21 protein-coding genes are annotated in these 18,895 nt (G+C 66.1%); 11 read left to right on the forward strand and 10 right to left on the reverse strand.

Translation table 11 applies throughout. The features are described 5' to 3' along the window. Positions 1–175: 175 nt before the first annotated feature. Entirely contained in the window at positions 176–1,120 is a 945-nt protein-coding gene (locus HNP52_RS11650) for a nitronate monooxygenase family protein (protein WP_184167052.1), read from the forward strand. Between the two features lie 165 nt (positions 1,121–1,285). On the opposite strand, the gene HNP52_RS11655 is transcribed toward HNP52_RS11650, so the two are convergent. Both HNP52_RS11655 and HNP52_RS11660 read right to left on the reverse strand, forming a co-directional pair. After that, positions 1,286–1,744, reverse strand: coding sequence for a DUF1465 family protein (locus HNP52_RS11655; protein ID WP_184167055.1), 459 nt, complete (start codon positions 1,742–1,744; stop codon positions 1,286–1,288). An 81-nt stretch (positions 1,745–1,825) separates the two neighbouring features. After that, positions 1,826–2,023 carry a YdcH family protein gene (locus tag HNP52_RS11660; RefSeq protein ID WP_184167058.1) on the reverse strand — a complete coding sequence of 66 codons (198 nt, stop codon included), beginning with the start codon at positions 2,021–2,023 and terminating at the stop codon, positions 1,826–1,828. A gap of 167 nt (positions 2,024–2,190) precedes the next feature. Here HNP52_RS11660 and HNP52_RS11665 point away from each other — a divergent pair, with 167 nt between their 5' ends. Further along, positions 2,191–2,346, forward strand: coding sequence for a YdcH family protein (locus HNP52_RS11665; protein ID WP_184167061.1), 156 nt, complete (start codon positions 2,191–2,193; stop codon positions 2,344–2,346). Between the two features lie 291 nt (positions 2,347–2,637). On the opposite strand, the gene HNP52_RS11670 is transcribed toward HNP52_RS11665, so the two are convergent. After that, positions 2,638–3,012: a PilZ domain-containing protein gene (locus HNP52_RS11670; protein ID WP_184167064.1), complete on the reverse strand. Its 375-nt coding sequence runs from the start codon at positions 3,010–3,012 to the stop codon at positions 2,638–2,640. Between the two features lie 136 nt (positions 3,013–3,148). Beyond that, a complete protein-coding gene (gene dksA, locus HNP52_RS11675; protein ID WP_184167067.1) occupies positions 3,149–3,616 on the reverse strand; it encodes an RNA polymerase-binding protein DksA in 468 nt (155 codons plus the stop codon). A gap of 468 nt (positions 3,617–4,084) precedes the next feature. Here dksA and HNP52_RS11680 point away from each other — a divergent pair, with 468 nt between their 5' ends. Then, on the forward strand, positions 4,085–5,086 hold the full coding sequence (locus HNP52_RS11680) for a PEP-CTERM sorting domain-containing protein (protein ID WP_311768449.1): 1,002 nt from the start codon (positions 4,085–4,087) through the stop codon (positions 5,084–5,086). 96 nt (positions 5,087–5,182) lie between these two features. Here the strand turns inward: HNP52_RS11680 and HNP52_RS11685 are convergent, their stop codons facing one another. Continuing rightward, on the reverse strand, positions 5,183–5,641 hold the full coding sequence (locus tag HNP52_RS11685) for a host attachment family protein (RefSeq protein ID WP_184167072.1): 459 nt from the start codon (positions 5,639–5,641) through the stop codon (positions 5,183–5,185). Between the two features lie 89 nt (positions 5,642–5,730). Between HNP52_RS11685 and serS the strand changes: the two genes are divergently transcribed. The 4 genes from serS (at position 5,731) to HNP52_RS11705 (ending at position 10,469) form a co-directional block, all read left to right on the forward strand. Beyond that, positions 5,731–7,002 (forward strand): serine--tRNA ligase, encoded by a 1,272-nt coding sequence (serS, locus tag HNP52_RS11690; RefSeq protein ID WP_184167075.1) that lies wholly within the window; start codon positions 5,731–5,733, stop codon positions 7,000–7,002. Between the two features lie 86 nt (positions 7,003–7,088). Further along, complete coding sequence (locus tag HNP52_RS11695; protein WP_260396058.1) at positions 7,089–8,201, forward strand: M23 family metallopeptidase; 1,113 nt, start codon at positions 7,089–7,091, stop codon at positions 8,199–8,201. Positions 8,202–8,385: 184 nt separating this feature from the next. Then, positions 8,386–9,258, forward strand: a complete 873-nt coding sequence (locus tag HNP52_RS11700; protein WP_184167078.1) for an OmpA family protein — start codon at positions 8,386–8,388, stop codon at positions 9,256–9,258. 203 nt (positions 9,259–9,461) lie between these two features. Beyond that, complete coding sequence (locus HNP52_RS11705) at positions 9,462–10,469, forward strand: TrkA family potassium uptake protein (protein WP_184167081.1); 1,008 nt, start codon at positions 9,462–9,464, stop codon at positions 10,467–10,469. A gap of 189 nt (positions 10,470–10,658) precedes the next feature. Here the strand turns inward: HNP52_RS11705 and HNP52_RS11710 are convergent, their stop codons facing one another. Then, positions 10,659–11,420 carry an AAC(3) family N-acetyltransferase gene (locus HNP52_RS11710; RefSeq protein ID WP_184167084.1) on the reverse strand — a complete coding sequence of 254 codons (762 nt, stop codon included), beginning with the start codon at positions 11,418–11,420 and terminating at the stop codon, positions 10,659–10,661. Between the two features lie 44 nt (positions 11,421–11,464). On the opposite strand from HNP52_RS11710, the gene HNP52_RS11715 reads away from it, so the two are divergent. After that, positions 11,465–11,809: a DMT family protein gene (locus HNP52_RS11715; RefSeq protein ID WP_184168310.1), complete on the forward strand. Its 345-nt coding sequence runs from the start codon at positions 11,465–11,467 to the stop codon at positions 11,807–11,809. A gap of 169 nt (positions 11,810–11,978) precedes the next feature. Here HNP52_RS11715 and HNP52_RS11720 read toward each other — a convergent pair whose 3' ends face one another. Both HNP52_RS11720 and HNP52_RS11725 read right to left on the reverse strand, forming a co-directional pair. Next, positions 11,979–12,383 carry a DUF1761 domain-containing protein gene (locus tag HNP52_RS11720; RefSeq protein WP_184167087.1) on the reverse strand — a complete coding sequence of 135 codons (405 nt, stop codon included), beginning with the start codon at positions 12,381–12,383 and terminating at the stop codon, positions 11,979–11,981. 96 nt (positions 12,384–12,479) lie between these two features. Continuing rightward, positions 12,480–12,992, reverse strand: a complete 513-nt coding sequence (locus HNP52_RS11725) for a GNAT family N-acetyltransferase (protein WP_184167090.1) — start codon at positions 12,990–12,992, stop codon at positions 12,480–12,482. 160 nt (positions 12,993–13,152) lie between these two features. Between HNP52_RS11725 and rimO the strand changes: the two genes are divergently transcribed. Continuing rightward, positions 13,153–14,487, forward strand: a complete 1,335-nt coding sequence (gene rimO / locus HNP52_RS11730; protein WP_184167093.1) for a 30S ribosomal protein S12 methylthiotransferase RimO — start codon at positions 13,153–13,155, stop codon at positions 14,485–14,487. 7 nt (positions 14,488–14,494) lie between these two features. On the opposite strand, the gene HNP52_RS11735 is transcribed toward rimO, so the two are convergent. Beyond that, positions 14,495–15,442, reverse strand: coding sequence for a hypothetical protein (locus tag HNP52_RS11735; RefSeq protein ID WP_184167096.1), 948 nt, complete (start codon positions 15,440–15,442; stop codon positions 14,495–14,497). A 217-nt stretch (positions 15,443–15,659) separates the two neighbouring features. Between HNP52_RS11735 and HNP52_RS11740 the strand changes: the two genes are divergently transcribed. Then, a complete protein-coding gene (locus HNP52_RS11740; RefSeq protein ID WP_184167099.1) occupies positions 15,660–17,066 on the forward strand; it encodes a serine hydrolase in 1,407 nt (468 codons plus the stop codon). Beyond that, positions 17,066–17,980, forward strand: a complete 915-nt coding sequence (locus HNP52_RS11745; protein WP_184167102.1) for a hypothetical protein — start codon at positions 17,066–17,068, stop codon at positions 17,978–17,980. The genes HNP52_RS11740 and HNP52_RS11745 overlap by 1 nt, the downstream gene beginning before the upstream one ends. Here the strand turns inward: HNP52_RS11745 and HNP52_RS11750 are convergent. Then, the gene (locus tag HNP52_RS11750) at positions 17,977–18,837 is read right to left on the reverse strand and encodes an aldo/keto reductase family oxidoreductase (protein ID WP_184167104.1); all 861 of its coding nucleotides are present in this window, start codon (positions 18,835–18,837) and stop codon (positions 17,977–17,979) included. The genes HNP52_RS11745 and HNP52_RS11750 overlap by 4 nt on opposite strands. Positions 18,838–18,895 lie beyond the last annotated feature (58 nt).

Raw genomic sequence — 18,895 nt, forward strand, 5'->3', positions numbered from 1 at the left:
GCTCCCCGGAACCGTTGCGTGCCCTGGAAATGGGGAAGCCTCGGGCAGGCTTCAATGCGATTCGGTCCGAGTCGGCCCTATCGCTGCACTGCAGCATGCGCGCGCAAGCCGCGCTTACGTAGCGTCGCCTGCACCGGGCTGGACGGCCATTCCGGTTTCGCTACAAAACTGATCCATGGCATTGCCTCCGCTCTTCGATCGCCTCCGGCTCCCGGTCATCGGCTCGCCGCTGTTCATCATCTCGGTGCCCGAGCTGGTCATCGCCCAGTGCAAGGCGGGGATCGTCGGATCCTTCCCGGCGCTGAACGCCCGGCCGGACACCCGGCTCGACGAATGGCTGCACCAGATCACCGAGGAGCTGGCCGCCTGGGACCGCGACAATCCGGACACCCCGGCCGCGCCCTTCGCGGTCAACCAGATCGTCCACCGCTCCAACCCGCGGCTCGAGCATGACGTCGCCGCCTGCGCCAAGTGGAAGGTGCCGATCGTCATCACCTCGCTCGGCGCCCGGCCCGAACTGAACGACGCGGTGCACAGCTGGGGCGGCATCACCCTGCACGACGTGATCGACGATCGCTTCGCCCACAAGGCCGTGGAAAAGGGCGCGGACGGCCTGATCCTCGTCGCCACCGGCGCCGGCGGCCATGCCGGCCGGCTCAGCCCCTTCGCGCTCGTCCAGGAAGTGCGCGAATGGTTCGACGGGCCCGTGATCCTGTCGGGCGCGATCGCCAATGGCCGCTCGGTGCTGGCCGCCCAGGCGATGGGCGCCGACCTCGCCTATATCGGCTCGCCCTTCATCGCGACCGACGAGGCCAATGCCCAGCCCGACTACAAGCAGGGCATCGTCGACGGCACCGCCGACGACATCGTCTATTCGAACCTCTTCACCGGCGTGCACGGCAACTACCTCAAGGCGTCGATCGTCAATGCCGGGCTCGATCCCGACAATCTGCCCGAGAGCGATCCGAGCGCGATGAACTTCGGCGGCGCCAAGGCCTGGAAGGACATCTGGGGCTCAGGCCAGGGCATCGGCGCGGTCCATGCGATCGAGCCGGCCGCGGTGAAGATCGAGCGGATGAAGGCGGAATACGCCGCGGCCAAGGCTGCGCTCTGCGGCTAGCCGCGTTCTGGCAGCGGTTCCCCGGCGAAGGCCGGGGTCCAATTGCCGTGCGCTCCGAGAGGCTACCGCGCCATCGATAGCGCGCCGAGACTAGGCCCCGGCCTTCGCCGGGGAACTGAGAAGAAACGAACGTCGCTCTACCCCTCCCAGAGGAGGGAAACGGATTTAGAAAGCAGCCGCCAGCCGGTCCATCATGCTGCGCGCCGGGCTTTCGATCACGACATTCTCGTCGAGCGTCTCGTCGAGCCGGGCGACGCGGCGATACAGGTCGATGCTGGTGGTGATGATCCCCACCGCGTTCGGCGGCATTGCGTCCAGCAGCGCCTCCTCGGTCTCCGGTGCGTCGCCCAGCCGGCGCGACGGCATCAGCGCGTCCCCGGGCTGGATCTCGCCGGCGTCGACCGCGCGCTGGGTGAGCAGCCAGGCGATGATGTGCATCAGCCGCGTGGTCACCTTGAGCGACTCGCAGGAGAAGGCGACGCGATTGAGCGCTTCCAGTGACTCGCGCTCGTCCCGGCCCAGCTCGTCGAAATAGCCGCGGGCCTCGTCGGCCAGCAGCATGGCCTCGACATAGAGCGAGTCGATCAGCTTTCGGTGAATCTGCGCGGTGCCCTGTTTCCCCATATGGCAACGCTGCCACAGCCTCGATGGTAACGAAATGCTTAATTTCGCAGTGATTTCGTCCCGATCCGGATCAGGGCCGAATCAGGCGATGATATCGGGGATAAGCTGGTCCTCCAGCTGCACGATTTCATCGCGCAGCATCAGCTTGCGCTTCTTGAGCCGGGCAACCTGAAGCTGGTCGGAGGTGCCGGTGGCGAGCAGTGCATCGATTGCCGCATCCAGATCGCGATGCTCGGTCCGCACCGCTTCGAGCCGACGCACAATCTCTTTCTCGTCCATCGCGAACGCCCCCGTACTCAGATCTCCCTGCACCACGCCGGAAAGCTCCGCAACGGATCATCGCGCTAATTTTGCATATCGTCGATTCGGCAAGATTCACCCGCGACAAAGCTGTGGAAAAGTGATCTATTCGCAGGTTCCGGCCACCGATGAAGGAGACTGCTTCCATGCAGAACGCGCATTTCTCGGCACTCTCGGCCAAGCACTCCGTGCTCGACCAGCGAATCGCCGCCGAATCGCAAAGGCCCCAGCCGGACCATCTGGTCCTGGCGTCCCTGAAGAAGCAGAAGCTTCGGCTCAAGGAAGAGATGGCGCGCCCCTAGGCAGCGCCGCGCAAACAGGGGTGTGGCCAGGCCGCACCCCGACGGCGCGAGATCATCGGAAAAGCACGCTCCAAGGTGAGGGCCACCCCTTCGCCCATGCTCCCTTCACCCGTCATTCCCGCGAAGGCGGGAATCCAGGGTAGCTTGGGACCTGGTAAGCAATGGAACGCCGCCCTCTTCGGAGACGGCAAAGCGAGCCCTGCGTCAATCGCGCCGGGCTCTGGATCCCCGCCTTCGCGGGGATGACGACCTGAATGGAAAATCCCGAACAGCGAAAGCCGCAGGCGCGACTCAGCGCCGGGTGAAGATCGGCTTCACGAAGGCCGGCGTATGCGTGCCGCCGCCCACCGGCTTGCGCGCCAGCATCGGGTCGATCGGTGTATCGAAGGCAACGCCTACCCGGCCATCGGTTGCCCAGGCGATGCGGCCGCTGACCCAGCCAACGCCGCGGACCTCGACTTCGACGGTAGCGCCCCGCTCGATCGGCAGGGCGTATTCGGCCATCAGCCCGCCCTGGGAGAGGTTGCGGACCCGCACCTGCTCGACCGGCCGTCCCGCCACGCGGAACTGCGCCGCCAGCATCAGGCTGTCACGCGAGCCGCTGCGCTGGCTGGAGAAATCGTCCGCCGACAGCGCCGTCAGGGGATCAAAGGAAAACTGGTCCATCGTGTCGCTCGAAACGCAAGGGGGTTACGCGCGGAGAATACACCCGCAAACCTTGTCGAAAGCGTAAACAAAAGACGAAAATGTGCCCCCACGGCTGTCCCGCGGAGGCACAAAAAAGGAGGCCGTGAGCCCCCTGCTATTCTTCCCGCGATACCTTCTCGTTGCGCTCGTGCCGCTCCTGTGCCTCGAGCGTCATCGTCGCGATCGGCCGGGCTTCAAGGCGACCGAGGCTGATCGGCTCGCCGGTCACCTCGCAATAGCCATATTCGCCGTCCTCGATCCGCCGCAGCGCCGCGTCGATCTTGGAGATCAGCTTGCGCTGGCGATCGCGGGTGCGCAGCTCGATCGACCAGTCGGTCTCGCTCGAAGCGCGATCGGTGAGATCGGCCTCGCGCAGGGAATCCGTCTGGAGCTGATTGAGCGTGCCCGCGGCTTCGCGGAAGATATCGTCCTTCCACGCGTTCAGCTTGTCACGGAAATATTCCAGCTGACGCGGGTTCATGAAGGGTTCGTCGTTGCTCGGCCGATAGCCGTTATCGCCGTCATTTGCGGCGGGAGGAACGCGTTTACCCGGTTCGTCGAAGCGATCCAAAACAGTAGCCATCCCCACTCTCCACTCCGGTCCCATTCGGCCCGAGCCGTACGGAGACCGTTTGCCCTGCGCGGCCCTATACTTTCGCGCGAGGACGTTAACAAGCGTGTGGTTGTTTTAATCCACAGGTCTAATTGCCCGTAAATGGAAGGAAATTACCGGGGGCTGAACCGCGCGGGAAACCGGCGGGGATTCACCATGAATGTTCACACTTGGCCGTGCAGGAAACTGCTCGATCGTACCGAAGTTGAACATTAACCATCGCAGAAGAAATCCACCGCCCCGAAATCGACCGTAAATATGGTTAAGCATCACTTACCGCGTTGCACTTAACAGTTTGTTTTGCACTTTTCCGGCATTGAGAGGCGTGAAGCTGCTGACGATCCTGTGGGGAGCGGCACGCCAGCAACAGGAAGAGTGGGGACAATGTCGGTTCGCATGGCCTTGGCTAAACTGTGCGCCTGCACTTGCGGGGGCGCGGTGATTGGCGGCGGTGGCGTCTATGTCACCGAACGCATCCACCAGCCGCGTGTCGTCAAGCAGGTAACCGTCGCGAAGAAGCGAGTCGTGAAGCGCACGGTGGCACGCCCCGTGAAGCGAGTCGTCAAGCGCACGGTCACCACCACCACCCAGGGCCAGCCCCAGGTCGTCGTGGTCACGGCACAGGGCGCGCCGATCCCGACGCCCCCGCCCTATTTCGGCGGCGAGATGCCGGTCGTGTCGTCGAGCAGCAGCGGTTCGTCCTCCGGCGCCGTGATCGGCGGTTCGGGCGGCGGCGGCTTCATGGGCGGCTTCTTCGCCGGTGGGTTCTTCGGCGGTTCTTCCTCGTCGGGCAGCTCCGGCGGCTCGAGCGGCATCAATATCGAGATCTCGTCGTCCAACTCGTCCTCGTCGGGCGGCTCGACTTCCACCTCCACCGGTGGCTCGTCGACCTCGACGGGCGGTTCCTCGACTTCGACGTCGACCGGTGGCTCCTCGACTTCCACGTCGAGCGGCCAGGTCAGCTCCACCTCGTCCTCGGGCGAGATCAGTTCGACTTCGTCCAGCTCGACCTCGAGCGGCCAGGTGAGCTCGACCTCGTCGTCGAGCGGCGACGTGTCTTCGTCGACCTCGTCGTCGTCCAGCGGCGATGTCTCGTCCTCGACGAGCTCGTCCACCAGCTCCTCATCGAGCGGCGACGTGTCGAGCTCCTCGTCCAATTCCTCGTCGACCAGCTCGTCAAACTCGTCGTCGACCTCGTCCTCGTCGAACGGTTCCAGCAGCCACTGGAGCAATTCGAGCGGCTGGGGATCGAGCGGCCATCACGGCTCGAGCAGCTGGGGCGGCAGCAGCTGCGGTCGCGGCTGCGGCGGCAGCAGCTCGGGCGGCCCGGCTCCCGTGCCGGCACCGCCGATGATCCTGCTGTTCGGCGGCGCCGCCGCGGCGCTGGTCGCCCGCAAGCGCTTCGCCAAGAAGAAGCCGGACGACTCGACCAGCGAATAACCGCAAAAACAACCGTCATCCCGGCGAAAGCCGGGATCTCGTGCGATGGCGCCTGCGGCCTGAGATCCCGACTTTCGTCGGGATGACGGAAAGAGGTTACTCCGCCCGGAGCAGCGCCTGCTCGATCTCCGAGACCGGATGATCGGTCAGGTCCTTGGCAAGCTCGCCAGCCAGCCGGTCGCTCACTTCCTTGTGATAATGTTTGCGCAGCTCGCCCAGCGTCTTGGGCGGCGCGATGATGATCAGCGACTCGAAGTCCTGGCGAAGCGCCCGCTCCTTGAGCAGCGCGGCGGTGTCGGCGGCGAAGCGGTCCTCCTCCAGCTGGTGGAAATCGACTTCGTCCATGTTGCCGCCGCCCCATTGCGCGCCCGAGGTCCGCGTGCCCATCGCGCCGCCGGCTAGGTCGGTCGCCTGATCGTGATGCGCGGGATTGTGCTTGTCGACGACCTTCTTCTCGACCTGCAGGTTCGGATATTGCGCGTCGCCCTCGTTCCTCAGGAACAGCATCTTGCGCCCATCCGCCACCACCACGACTGCGTCATGCGGAACCTGCATCTCGATTCTCCTCTGGTTTGATATCTCCGTAAACGCCCCCATGCGCGCCAGGGTTGCGCCGCGACGGGAGCGGAGCCATACGCCCGGCCATGCACGATATCCGCGCCATCCGTGAGAACCCCGCAGCCTTTGACGCCGGCCTTGCTCGCCGCGGGCTGGAACCGCAGTCCGCCGCGCTGCTGGCGCTGGACGAGAAGCGCCGCGCGCTGATCACCGAGGCGCAGGCCGCGCAGACCCGCCGCAACGAGGCATCCAAGGCGATCGGCGCCGCCAAGGCGCGCCGCGACGACCCCACCGACCTGATGGCCGAAGTCGCCGAGCTCAAGGAGCGGATGCCGCAGATCGACGCCGAGGAGAAGGCCGTCGGCGCGGAGCTGACCACGCTGCTCGCCGCGCTCCCCAACATTCCCTACGCCGATGTCCCCAAGGGCGCCGACGAGGAAGACAACCAGCTGGTCGCCACTGTCGGCGAACCGACCGTCCTCCCCTTCGAAGCCAAGGAGCATGACGCATTCGGCCCGGCGCTCGGCCTGGACTTCGAGACCGGCGCCAGGCTCTCCGGCACGCGCTTCACCCTGGTCCGCGGTGCTGCCGCCAAGCTCCACCGCGCGCTCGGCCAGTTCATGCTCGATACGCTCGAAGCGCATGGCTATGAGCAGGCGATCCCGCCGCTGCTGGTGCGCGAGGAGACGATGTTCGGCACCGGCCAGCTGCCCAAGTTCGCCGAGGACAGCTTCCAGACCACCGACGGCCGCTGGCTGATCCCCACCGCCGAAGTGAGCCTGACCAACATCGTCCGCGAGCAGATCCTGTCCGAGGAGGAGCTGCCGCTGCGCTTCGCCGCGCTCACTGCCTGTTTCCGCTCGGAAGCCGGCTCGGCGGGCCGCGACACGCGCGGCTTCATCCGCCAGCACCAGTTCGAGAAGTGCGAGATGGTGTCGATCACCACGCCCGAGCAGAGCGAGGCGGAGCACGAGCGCATGACCCAGTGCGCGGAGGGCATCCTCACCGCGCTCGGCCTGCCCTTCCGCCGGATGAAGCTGTGCAGCGGCGACATGGGCTTCACCGCGGCGCGCACCTATGATCTCGAAGTGTGGCTGCCCGGCCAGGCCCGCTACCGCGAGATCTCGTCCTGCTCGACCTGCGGCGATTTCCAGGCGCGGCGGATGAACGCGCGCTTCCGCCCGGCCGGCGAGAAGGGCACGCGCTTCGTCCACACGCTCAACGGCTCGGGCCTCGCGGTCGGCCGCACCCTCGTCGCGGTGCTGGAGAACTATCAGCAGGAAGACGGTTCGGTGCGCGTTCCCGACGTGCTCAAGCCCTATCTGGGCGGCCTGGAAGTGCTCGCACCGGCAAACTGAGACACCTCCGCATTCAGACGTACCTGACGCGCGCGGAAATGCGCGCTATGGAGCGTCGGAGTATAGTTAATGCGGGGGTCGTTTCGATGGCGGTAAAGCGGATGGCGCCGGTGGCGCTGCTGTTGCTCGCTGCCTGTATTCCACAGCGCGGCACTGCCTATGAAGAGCCCGGCTACCGCCCCGCCCCGCCGTCGCGCCAGGATCGCTATCCCCAGCCGCAGCAGGAGCGCTGGGAACGCCCCGCGCTCGGCAACGAGCAGGACGTGCGCCGCCTCCCCGCCCCGCCGCCGGCCTGGCAGGCGCGCAAGGTCCAGGCGGATTCGCGCGTCATCTCGGGGCGCACCTACACCGTCCAGCCCGGCGACTCGCTCCGCTCGATCTCGGGCAAGACCGGCGCCGGATCGGAAGCGATCGCGCGCGCCAACAACATCCCCTCGCCCTTCGTCATCCGCGTCGGGCAGAAGCTGGTCATCCCGGGCGGCCGCTATCACCTGGTCCGCGACGGCGAGACCGGCATCGCCATTGCGGTGGCCTACGGCGTCGCCTGGTCGCGGATCATCGCGGTCAACGACCTCGAGGAGCCGTATATCCTGCGCACCGGCCAGCGCCTGCTGATCCCGGACGACGCGATCCCGCCCTCCGGCCGACCCGAGACGATCGAGCAGCGCGCCGCGCGCTTCCATCTCGATCTGGGCGTCGACGACATCGTCACCGGCGGCCAGCCCGCCATCGCCGAAAAGGCGAAGCCCGCCGCGCCGACCGCTTCCTCGGCCCGCATATTGTCGCCGACCACTCCGGTCGCCGCACCCGCGCGACTCGCCGGCGGCTTCCAATGGCCGCTCAAGGGCAATGTCGTGAAGCGCTTCGGCCCCGGCGCGAGCGGCGAGCGCAACGACGGCATCAAGATCGCCACGCCGCTCGACACCCCCGTGCTCGCCTCGGCCGACGGCGTCGTCGCCTATGTCGGCTCGGACATCCCGGCGCTCGGCGGCCTCGTCATCCTGCGCCATGGCGACGGCTGGACGACCGTATACGGCCATGCCGGCCAGCTGCTCGTCCAGCGTGGCCAGGCGGTGAAGAAGGGCCAGATGATCGCGCTGTCCGGAAATTCAGGCTTCGCCGACCGTCCGGAGCTCCATTTCGAGATCCGCCAGGGCCGTACCCCGGTCGACCCGCTGCCCCGGCTTCCCGCCCGCTAAGCCCTCGTCCCGACTGCGAATCGCGTCGGCGGACACCCTCCGCCGGCTCCATTCGTCGCGCCCCAGGCCCGAACCACCCGCTCCGGCACGACCCTTGCCGGGTACGTTCATCTGCGGGACAGCTTCCCCCGAACAGGCATGAGGCAAGCCGGCGGGGGCAGTCAGTTTAGAGGAGGTTGCCTCAATGCGTGTTGTTTCCAAAAAAACCGGGGTTCGCTTCCTGGTCGCCATGCTGGCCATCTCGGCCGCGCCCAGTGCATTCGCGCAGCAGGACCAGAATACCAGCCGCGACGACATCGTCGTCAACGGCGCGGCCCAGGGTCCGATGACCGAGGGTCCCGAGATCAAGGGCGTCATCGCCGCGCGCAGCGGCGACCGGGTGAAGATCGCCACGGCCGACGGCGCCACCACCACCGTCGCGATCACCGAAGCCACCCGCATCAAGACCGGTGGCGGCCTGTTCGGCGGCGGCAACAAGCTCGCGTCGAACCAGCTGCTCAACGGCCTGCCGATCACCGTCAAGACGATGCAGTCGCCCGGGGGCGGTGACCTGGTCGCCAGCCAGATCAGCCTCAAGAAGAACGACCTGCGCACCGCGACGATGATCCAGACCGGTACCTCGCAGCGCTTCGACGAGCAGGCCGCGGCGACCGAGGCCCTGCGCGGCCGCATGGGCGATATCGACAAGTACAACATCAAGAGCACCACCAATGTGCACTTCGATGTGGGCCGTGCCGACATCTCGGCGCAGGACAAGGCGCAGCTCTGCAGCACCGCCAACCAGGCCACCCAGACCGAGAACGCGCTGATGCTGGTGGTCGGCTATACCGACTCGACCGGTGGCGAGGACCTCAACCAGGCGCTCAGCGAGAAGCGCGCGGCCAAGGTCATCAACTATCTGCAGCAGGCTTGCGGCTGGAAGCCGTACCGCATGCTGACGCCGACCGGCATGGCCACCGCCGATCCGCTGGCCAGCAACGACACGCCGGAGGGCAAGGCCCAGAACCGTCGCGTCGCGGTGAACATCCTGGTCAGCAAGAGCGTCGACGGCCTCTGAGCCACATTTCGGGGGCGAGCCCGGCTCGTCCCCACTTGGCCCGGGAGCGGCAGCGCCCTCCCGGCCATATTCGCCATGGCCACGGTCCGATGACCGTGTATGGTCCCGCTGACCGGCCGTTCGCGGCCAGCCAGTGAGAAGGGCCGGATGATCGCGCTTTACGGCACTGCCGCCGATCCGCTGCCGGGTCCGTCCGCCCGCTGATGGCGCTCAAGCCCCCCGCCACGCTCAAGCGCAAGTCGAGCATGCCCGTCTGGGCCTCGATCGGCTGGCGCGTGCTCGCCGTGGTCGGGCTGCTGGCGCTTGCCGTCGGCGTCCACTGGATCGAGCGCGACGGGCTCAAGGACACGGCCGACGGCCATGTCAGCTTCCTCGACATCCTCTATTTCACGTCGATCTCGGTGACGACCACCGGCTATGGCGACATCGTGCCGGTCAGCAATTCGGCGCGGATGTTCGATGCGTTCGTCGTCACCCCGATCCGCGTCTTCGTGGTGCTGCTCTTCCTGGGCACCGCCTATAATTTCGTGCTCAAGCGCACCTGGGACAAATGGCATATGGCAGTGATCCAGCGGAACCTTGCGCGCCACATCATCGTGGCGGGCTATGGCACCACCGGTTCGGAGACGGTCGACGAGCTGATCGCCCGCGGCCGCGATCCCGGCAGCATCGTCGTGATCGACCAGAATGAGGGCAATATCGCCCGCGCCAAGGAATGCGGCTGCATCGTCCTCCAGGCTGACGCCACCCGCGACCAGGTGCTGAACGACGTCCGCATCGGCACCGCCGAGTCGATGATCGTCTGCGCCGGACGCGACGACACTTCGATCCTGATCACCCTGACCGCCCGCCATCTGGCGCCCGCGCTGCCGATCAGCGTGATCGTGCGCAACGAGGACAATGAGCTCCCCGCCCGCGCCGCCGGGGCCACCACCGTGGTCAACCCGGTGAGCTTCGCCGGACTGTTGCTCGCCAGCTCCTGCCAGGGCCCGCACCTCTCCGACTATCTGATGGACCTCGCCTCGATCCACGGCCAGGTCGAGCTGTCCGAGCGCAAGGTCCGCCCCGAGGAGATCGGCCAGCCGCTCTCTGCGATCGCCACCGGCCTGGGCGTCCAGATCTACCGCGACGGCCTGCCCCACAGCCACAAGGCCCCGGAGGCGCAGGCGCTGCTCGCGGGCGACACGATCCTGGAGATCGTGACGCGGTAGGGCTGAACTAGGAAGGTCGGATATTCCCCTCCCTGCAAGGGAGGGGCAAGGGGTGGGTTAGAAAAGGTCGGGCTCGATGCCCGGCCTTTTCTTTTCCTCAAGCCGATTAGCTGAGCTCGCTACGCTCGCCACCCACCCCCAACCCCTCCCTTGCAGGGAGGGGAGGAAGAAGGCGCCCAGTCGTCAGCCTCAAAGGCTCTCCCGAGCCTCGTCGCACTCCTCGCAGTCCTCGTCGGCGCCGTGCAGGAATATCAGCGGATCGGCCTTCACCTTCGCCGCCGCGATCCGCACGAGGTCCTCCGCCTCCATCAGCCGCGCCTCGGCATGCCCTACCCGCCCGGCGCGCAATGCCCCCTCGGCGCGCAGCCAGCCGTCCGCCAGCTCGAACTTCTCGCAGCAGCTGTCATTCTCGCCATAATGGACCTCGCGGCCCGCATCATCGATGTAGTGGAAATCGCTGCGATAAGGCGCGCCGCCGACCAGCTCGGCGAGGTGCAGCATCGTGTTGGCATGATGCCCCACGCCGAGCAGCAGCACCTGCCCACCCGCCTGCCGGATGCGGTCGATCGCGCTTTCCGGCGCCGCCGGCGGCAGCACGAACGGCCCGCCGGTGATCCATTCCGCCTTGGGCCCGCGCGCGGAGACCGCATCGAAATGCGGGCTGCGTACCACCCCCGGCATCCGCCAGAACAGGTCTGCGACGATCCCCAGATCGTCGCGATTGCCGGTGGTCGCCGGGTCGAAGACGGTCTCGTCGTCGCCCGTCGCCGAAGGCATCGCCAGTGTCCCTTCCGGCCCCAGTGCCTCGCCCAGCGCCGCGATCAGCCCTTCGGGCCCGCCCTCGACCGGCCGGACCTCGCGGAAGCTCATATGGACAAGCAGCACCCCGCCCGCGCGCACGCCGAGGTCCCGCAGCTGGCCGACCAGCGTCTCTTTCGAAATCGTCTCCATCTTGACCTTGATGCCATCCCGGCCAAGGTCGCGCCATGTCCGAGATGCTCTTCGCCCGCCTTCTGCCGATCCTGCTGCTGATCGGCTCCAACGTCTTCATGACGATCGCCTGGTACGGGCATCTCAAGTTCAAGAGCGCGCCGCTGCTGCTCGTGATCCTGGCGAGCTGGAGCATCGCGCTGGTCGAATATTGCCTGGCGGTGCCGGCCAATCGCTGGGGCAGCGCGGTCTATTCGGCGGCGCAGCTCAAGGCGATGCAGGAAGTCATCACCCTCACCGTATTCGTCGGCTTCTCGATCCTCTATCTCGGCCAGAAGATCACGGTGAACCACCTGATCGGCTTCGCGCTGATCGCGGCCGGCGCCTGGTTCATCTTCAAGGCGCCATAAATTCCCCTCCCTGCAAGGGAGGGGTTAGGGGTGGGTTAGAAAAGGCCGGGCTCGATGCCCGGTCTTTTCTTAGTTCACCACCGATCAGCTGGGCTCCCCCGGCCTTCGCCGGGGTCGCAACCCACCCCCGCCCCTCCCTTGCAGGGAGGGGAGAAAGGCGGAGCTTCCCCTAGACCATCACCCCGAAGATCGCGCCCATTACCAAGTACATCACGATCCAGTAGCCCGCGTCGATCAGGAACAGCGATCGCGGCAAGCGGGAGAACAGATAGTTCACCCCCACCGAAGTGGCGATGAAGCCCACCCCGATGATCCCGGCGATCACCAGCGAATGGTGCAGCCCGACATGCGTGTCATAGGTGTTGTACAGGTGATCGAGCGCGAAGGCGGCGATCAGGTTCAGCACGAAGGTCGTGCCGAAGATCTTGCCCATGTTCGCGCCGGACTTGAGCTCCTCCTCGCTCAGCCCGCGCGCCTTCATCCAGGCCTTGCCGAACAGCGGTCCATACCAGATTCCGCCCACCACAAAGCCCGCCACCGCCGCGGCGAGGATCGCCAGCCAGTGAATCTGCATCTTGCCTCTCCCCTGTTTAGTTGCAGGGGTGTGAAGCTACGCCTCAAAGGAGCGATATTCAAAACAATCCTCCCCCGGAGGGGGAGGGTTTAAGGTCTAGAACCGCCGCTCCAGCAGGACGAGGGTGGAATCACCCTCCACCGGCCGGGCCTCGAAACCCATCTCGCGCTCCAGCGAGATCGCCTGGTGGTTCTCGCGGCTCTCGATCGACATCACCGATTTCACCCCGCGGCGCTCGGCCTCGTCGGTCAGGTAATCGAGCAGCGACCAGCCGATCCCCTGCGCCTTGCGGTCCGATCGGATCGAGATCGCCACTTCGGCGCTGGTCATCGGCTTGTCGCAGGCGAGCACCGCGCTCGCCACCAGCTCGCCATCGACAAAGGCCAGCAGACTGTCGGTCTGCCAGTGGTCGACCTGGGTCATCGCCGCGATCTGGGCGTTGGAAAGCTGGTCGCAGGCGGTGAGGAAGCGGAAGCGGCGGTCGTCGCTCGAGACGCTCTCGAACAGGTCGCGCAATGCACCTTCATCGCCTGGGGTGGCGGGACGAACGTCGAGCGTCACGCCCGAACGCGTGGTGAGAGTCGTCTCTTCCGCAAGCTCGGCAGCCATCGAAACCTCCTCGCAAATACCGGTGCCGCGGATATGGGGCGCGGCGCCCGATCTTCCATGCCCGCAAGCGGCCTCGCGCACCTTGTCGGCGGTCAAACTTGCCCCCGGAAAAGCCCCGGCCTAGCTTTTTCGCCGAAAAAGCCTATGTCGCCCGCCAATCATGGCAACTAAACTTCCCGAGGCGCCCCGCGTGGGCATGGTGTCGCTCGGCTGTCCCAAGAACCTGGTCGACAGCGAACGGATCCTCACCAAGCTGCGCAGCGATGGTTATGCGATGTCCCCCGACTATGCCGGGGCCGACGTCGTGCTGGTCAACACCTGCGGCTTTCTCGACTCGGCGAAGGAAGAATCGCTCGAGGCGATCGGCGAGGCGATCGCGGAGAATGGCCGCGTCATCGTCACCGGCTGCATGGGCAAGGAAGCCGAGGTCATCCGCGCCCGCTTCCCGAACGTGCTCGCCGTCACCGGCGCGCATCAATATGAGGAAGTCGTCGGCGCGGTGCATGACGCGGCGCCGATGCCGCCCTCGCCCTTCGTCAACCTGGTGCCGGATGCGGGGCTGAAGCTCACCCCGCGCCACTACAGCTATCTGAAGATCTCGGAAGGCTGCAACCACCGCTGCTCCTTCTGCATCATCCCGGCGCTGCGCGGCGACCTGGTCAGCCGCCGTCCCGACGCGATCCTGCGCGAGGCGGAGAAGCTGGTCGAGGCGGGAACGAAGGAGCTGCTGGTCATCAGCCAGGACACCTCGGCCTACGGTGTCGACATCCGCAAGGAGCCGCGCGCCTGGAAGGGCGGCGAGGTCGTGCCGCACATGACCGATCTGGCGCGCGAGCTCGGCAAGATCGCGCCCTGGGTGCGCCTCCACTATGTCTATCCCTATCCGCATGTCGACCAGGTCATCCCGCTGATGGCCGAGGGGCTGATCCTCCCCTATCTCGACATCCCGTTCCAGCATGCCAGCCCGTCGGTGCTGCGTTCGATGAAGCGCCCGGCCAACGAAGCCAAGGTGCTCGAGCGGCTGCGCAAGTGGCGCGAGATCGCGCCCGATTTGACGATAAGATCGACCTTCGTAGTCGGTTTTCCCGGCGAGACCGAAGAGGATTTCGAATACCTCCTCCAATGGCTCGACGAGGCTCAATTGGACCGGGTCGGCGCCTTCCGGTTCGAACCGGTCGAGGGTGCGGCGGCCAACGACCTGCCCGGCGCGGTGCCGGAAGAGGTCAAGGAAGAGCGCTATGCCCGGATCATGGAGAAGACCGCGGCGATCTCCGCCGCGAAGCTCCAGGCGAAGGTCGGCCGCACGCTCGAAGTGATCATCGACGAGGTCGGCGAGGAAGGCGGCGCCACGGGCCGCAGCCAGGCCGATGCGCCGGAGATCGACGGCGAGGTGTTCCTGCGCGACGCCGGCCATCTCAGCCAGGGCGACATCGTCATGGTCGAGATCGAGGACGCCGACGAGCATGACCTCTACGGGGTCCCGCTCGCCGGCTGAGCCTCGGTCAGCGCTTGCCGACGACCACGCCGGCCACGTCCTGCTGGGACGGGCTGGTGCTGGTGACGCGGAAGGCCAGGCCAAGCTCGGTCGCCTGCGGCCCGAACAGGCTGCCGGAGAAGCTGCCGGTAAAGCCTGCGCCGGTGAGCGTGCCGCTGATCGTGTTGCTGGTCGCCGAGAAATTGCCCGTGCCCTGCACCGTGCCGAGCGCCACGGTCCCCAGGCCACCGGCATTGTTGTCGGTACCGCTCAGCTGCATCGAGAGGCTGACGGTGCGCGCCGCATAGTCGACCGACATCGTCACCGGCCCGGACAGCCGCAGCGCGATATAGCCGTTGATCGGATCGATGGTCCGCAGCCGCGCCCAATAGCCATCGACGCTGCTCGCAAAAGCGAGATTGCCGGTGCTCGGCACCCCACTCAGCGGCGCGGCGAGGCCATAGGCGAACGATCGATAGTAATGGCGGTTATAGTGCGAGCTGAAGAACCGCATATCGTCAAGAATGCCGTAGCTCGCATAGCTGAGCGCAAGCCGCGTATTCGCCGAACCCGGCCGGAACAGGGTCAGCAGATTTGAATCGCCGGTGGGGCTGACATTGTAGCTGGCAAACACCGGATCGCTGCCCGCCACGAGGCTGGAAGCCGGAAAGGCCGGCGGATTGGTGTCGTCGCCGTTGATCGCGTAGTTGCCCGTCACCCCGTAATTGAAGGTGATCGTGTTGCCATAGCTGTCGAGCGAGGAACTCGGCACATAGGTGAAGTCGGGACCATAGGGGTTCATCACCCGTGCCGAGGCGGTGGCGAAGACCTGATCGCTGGTCAGCGTCAACAGCGTTGCCGGAGTCGGCGTGGGACTGGGTGTCGCGGTAGGGGTGGGGCTGGGCGCCGGTGTACCGCCGCCCGAATTGCAAGCCGCCAGCACAGCGCAAACCGCGCCGACAAATATTGCGCGCATCTTCTACTCCCCCTTTTCCGCACATCCCTGCATAAGAATTGTTACATTTCTTGTTTGAATGGCAACAGCCAAGTCGTTTCCACATCTACCCAAATATTCCGACGGGAGGTTCTGGCGCCGATTAGCCAGAACCCTGAGGCATAGGTGAAGACGATGCCGGGGGATGACGGGCGGCTAGCCGCCGCCTAAGCTCGCATCATCCCATTCCGGAGGCCCGATGTTCCGTTCCGCCCTCGCCGCCACGCTCCTCATCGCCACGCCCGCCGCCGCGCAGCAGCTCACTGCCGACGAGACCGCCAAGGTGGACACTATCGTCGCCGACGCATTGAAATCCTCCGGTGCGCCCTCCGCCTCGGTCGCAATCGTGCGCGACGGCAAGATCGTGTTCGCCAGGGCCTATGGCGACCAGGGGCCGGGCATGAAGGCGACGAGTCCGGCGGCGAAGTACCAGATCGCATCGATCTCCAAGCAATTCACCGCTGCCGCGATCCTGCTGCTCGAGGATGCCGGCAAGCTCAGTCTCGACGACAAGGTATCGAAATGGGTGCCGGACATCACCGACGCCGACCAGATCACCATCCGCCAGCTGCTCAGCCATACCGCCGGCATCCAGGACTATTGGCCGCAGGATTATGACTTCGCCGCCATGTCGAAGCCGGTCACGCCGCAGCAGATCCTCGATCGCTGGGCGAAGAAGCCGCTCGACTTCCGCCCCGGCACGGCCTGGCAATATTCGAACACCGGCTATGTCGTGGCCGGGATGATCATCGAGAAGGCTTCGGGCATGAAGCTGCTCGATTACCTGAAGGCGAAGATCTTCAAGCCGCTCGGCATCGATGCGATCGACCAGGACATCGCGGTGGGCAAGGGCTTCCCGCAGGGCAATCACCGTTTCGCACTCGGCCCGGTCCGCGCCGCCAGGCCTGCCGCGCCGGGCTGGCTCTGGGCAGCGGGCGAGCTTGCCATGTCTGCCAGCGACCTCGCGAAGTGGGACATCGCGCGGATCGACCGCAAGATCCTGAGCCCCGAGGACTGGCAGACCCAGGAGACGCCGGTGCTGCTCGCTGACGGCAGCAATACCCGCTACGGTCTGGGCGTCTCGCTCGGCGGCCGCGACGGCGTCCGCACCGTCGAGCATGGCGGCGAGGCGGTGGGCTTTCTTTCCGACAATTTCGTGATCCCCAAGAAGCGCTTCGCCGTCGTCGCGCTGGTCAATGCCGATTTCGGCGGCGCGCAGGACGCGATCACCGGCGGCATCACCGACCTGCTCCTGCCGGCGGCCCCGCCCCCAAGCCGGCCGATGACGCTCGACGAATATCGCGATTCACTGGCGAGCCTGGTCTTTGGCCAGCTTCGCGCCGGCACGCTCGACCGCGAGAAGCTGACCGAGGATGCCAACTATTATTTCACCGCCCAGGCAACCGAGGACTATCACACGAGCCTGGCCCCGCTCGGCGATCCGGTAAGCTTCACGGCACTCGGCAAGCCGCGGCTGCGTGGCGGATTCGTCAATCGGAACTACAGCATCGCCTTTGCCAATGGGCAGAAGCTGATCGCGATCACCTATGCGGAGCCCGGGATGAACGGGAAGTTCGAACAGTTCCTGATCCAGCCGAGGGACTGATGCGCCTGATCGCCCTCGCCGCCGCCGCGTTGTTCACCGCCACGCCCGCCCCCGATGCAGTGACGGTGCGTCCGGTCGATCCGCTCACCGTGCAGGACGATGACTTCGCCCGACACCGCGATCCGGCGGAGTGGAAGGGCCTCCACGTCTCCGAACTGACCTTCCGCGAGGAGCGCGCGCCCTGGCGGCTGTGGCGGATCGCCAATGTGAAGCATCCCAAGGGGCCGCTGTTCTTCGTCCCCCACGACAATGAGAATGCCGGGTTCGAAGCGGGTCTGGTCGCGCTGCGCAAATATGGCGGCGTGCTGATCGCGGTCGATTCCGGCGTTTCCCCCGGCAATGACGGGATCCGCTACAACCGGGCAGTGGACTATGGCCGCCCGATCGATCCCAACCGCAACTTCGATACCGCCCTGCCCGGCTATGCCCATAACATCCTGGCCGATCTGGCGAAGGGCGCCTGGCCGATCATAGCGTTGCACACCAATGCCAAGGGCTTCGAGACCGGCTCGTCGCGCTGCAACAAGGGCGATCCGGAGGGCAGCGGCGTGATCTCGATCCGCTTCTGCGACGACACGCTCAACCCCAGCCCCTCGTTGTCGAAGGCCTATCCGTTCGATGATGACGACACCGTCGCCTTCGCCACCTATCTCGCCCGAAACCAGCCGAGCGACGCCTTCTGCCGCGATGCGATGGTCGGCGCGGACTTCAACGTGGTGCAGGAGCGCGTGGTGACCAGCGACGGATCGCTGTCCAACTACGCGGTCCTGCACGGCCTATCCTATCTCAACTTCGAGACGCTCGACCGGGGCCTGGCCCCGGCCGAGCTCGCGCTTGCCCGCGATCGGCTGAGCTTCATGATCGACCATGCGATCGCGATGTGCGCGCCGAAGGTGAAGTCCGTCGGACGCTAGCCGGCGATCCCATCGAGCACCCGCACCGCCTCTGCCGACAGCTTGAGGTCGCGCACCGCGAGGTTCTCGCGCAGATGGCCGAGCGAGGAAGTGCCCGGGATCAGCAACAGGTTCGGCGAACGCTGGAGCAACCAGGCGAGCGCGACCTGCATCGGCGTGGCGCCCAGCCCCTTCGCCACGTCGTCGAGCGTGCCCGACTGGATCGGCGAGAAACCACCGAGCGGGAAGAAGGGCACATAGGCGATGCCCGCCTCGGCCAGCGTCTTCAACAGCGCCTCATCCTCGCGGTGGGCGAGGTTGTACTGGTTCTGCACGCAAACCACCGGCGCGATGCCGCGCGCTTCCTCGACCTGCTTCGCCGTCGCGTTGCTCAGGCCCAGGTGGCGGATCAAGCCCTGCTCGCGCAGCCGTGCCAGCCGCTCGAACTGCGGGGCGATCGGGCCTTCGCTGGGCGCGTGGATGTCGCCCATGATGCGCAGGTTGACCACATCGATCGCCTCGAGCCCGAGATTGGCGAGGTTGTCGTGGATCGCCGCCTCGATCTCGTCGGGCGTCCAGGCCGGCAGCCAGGACGCATCGTCGCCACGCCGTGCGCCGACCTTGGTGACGATCACCAGATCGTCCGGATAGGGATGCAGCGCCTCGCGGATCAGCCGATTGGTGACATGCGGGCCATAGAAATCGCTGGTGTCGATATGGTTGACCCCCGAGGCCACTGCTTCGCGCAGCACCGCGATCGCCTGGTCATGGTCCCTGGGCGGGCCGAACACGCCGGGGCCGGCAAGCTGCATCGCGCCATAGCCCACGCGATTCACCACGCGGTCGCCAAGCTGATAGGTCATCGGGAAGTCGGTCATCGCTGTTCTCCGTCTGGAAGCACAACGTCCATCTAGGCCTTGCGGCATCGCGCGATAA

Source organism: Sphingomonas kyeonggiensis, from assembly GCF_014204495.1.
Classification (GTDB): domain Bacteria; phylum Pseudomonadota; class Alphaproteobacteria; order Sphingomonadales; family Sphingomonadaceae; genus Sphingomonas; species Sphingomonas kyeonggiensis_A.

Coding starts and splice junctions, on each gene's coding strand:
- HNP52_RS11650 (WP_184167052.1), top strand. CDS start 176: ATGGCATTGCCTCCGCTCTTCGATCGCCTCCGGCTCCCGGTCATCGGC.
- HNP52_RS11655 (WP_184167055.1), bottom strand. CDS start 1,744: ATGGGGAAACAGGGCACCGCGCAGATTCACCGAAAGCTGATCGACTCG.
- HNP52_RS11660 (WP_184167058.1), bottom strand. CDS start 2,023: ATGGACGAGAAAGAGATTGTGCGTCGGCTCGAAGCGGTGCGGACCGAG.
- HNP52_RS11665 (WP_184167061.1), top strand. CDS start 2,191: ATGCAGAACGCGCATTTCTCGGCACTCTCGGCCAAGCACTCCGTGCTC.
- HNP52_RS11670 (WP_184167064.1), bottom strand. CDS start 3,012: ATGGACCAGTTTTCCTTTGATCCCCTGACGGCGCTGTCGGCGGACGAT.
- dksA (WP_184167067.1), bottom strand. CDS start 3,616: ATGGCTACTGTTTTGGATCGCTTCGACGAACCGGGTAAACGCGTTCCT.
- HNP52_RS11685 (WP_184167072.1), bottom strand. CDS start 5,641: ATGCAGGTTCCGCATGACGCAGTCGTGGTGGTGGCGGATGGGCGCAAG.
- serS (WP_184167075.1), top strand. CDS start 5,731: ATGCACGATATCCGCGCCATCCGTGAGAACCCCGCAGCCTTTGACGCC.
- HNP52_RS11695 (WP_260396058.1), top strand. CDS start 7,089: ATGGCGGTAAAGCGGATGGCGCCGGTGGCGCTGCTGTTGCTCGCTGCC.
- HNP52_RS11700 (WP_184167078.1), top strand. CDS start 8,386: ATGCGTGTTGTTTCCAAAAAAACCGGGGTTCGCTTCCTGGTCGCCATG.
- HNP52_RS11705 (WP_184167081.1), top strand. CDS start 9,462: ATGGCGCTCAAGCCCCCCGCCACGCTCAAGCGCAAGTCGAGCATGCCC.
- HNP52_RS11710 (WP_184167084.1), bottom strand. CDS start 11,420: ATGGAGACGATTTCGAAAGAGACGCTGGTCGGCCAGCTGCGGGACCTC.
- HNP52_RS11715 (WP_184168310.1), top strand. CDS start 11,465: ATGCTCTTCGCCCGCCTTCTGCCGATCCTGCTGCTGATCGGCTCCAAC.
- HNP52_RS11720 (WP_184167087.1), bottom strand. CDS start 12,383: ATGCAGATTCACTGGCTGGCGATCCTCGCCGCGGCGGTGGCGGGCTTT.
- HNP52_RS11725 (WP_184167090.1), bottom strand. CDS start 12,992: ATGGCTGCCGAGCTTGCGGAAGAGACGACTCTCACCACGCGTTCGGGC.
- rimO (WP_184167093.1), top strand. CDS start 13,153: ATGGCAACTAAACTTCCCGAGGCGCCCCGCGTGGGCATGGTGTCGCTC.
- HNP52_RS11735 (WP_184167096.1), bottom strand. CDS start 15,442: ATGCGCGCAATATTTGTCGGCGCGGTTTGCGCTGTGCTGGCGGCTTGC.
- HNP52_RS11740 (WP_184167099.1), top strand. CDS start 15,660: ATGTTCCGTTCCGCCCTCGCCGCCACGCTCCTCATCGCCACGCCCGCC.
- HNP52_RS11745 (WP_184167102.1), top strand. CDS start 17,066: ATGCGCCTGATCGCCCTCGCCGCCGCCGCGTTGTTCACCGCCACGCCC.
- HNP52_RS11750 (WP_184167104.1), bottom strand. CDS start 18,837: ATGACCGACTTCCCGATGACCTATCAGCTTGGCGACCGCGTGGTGAAT.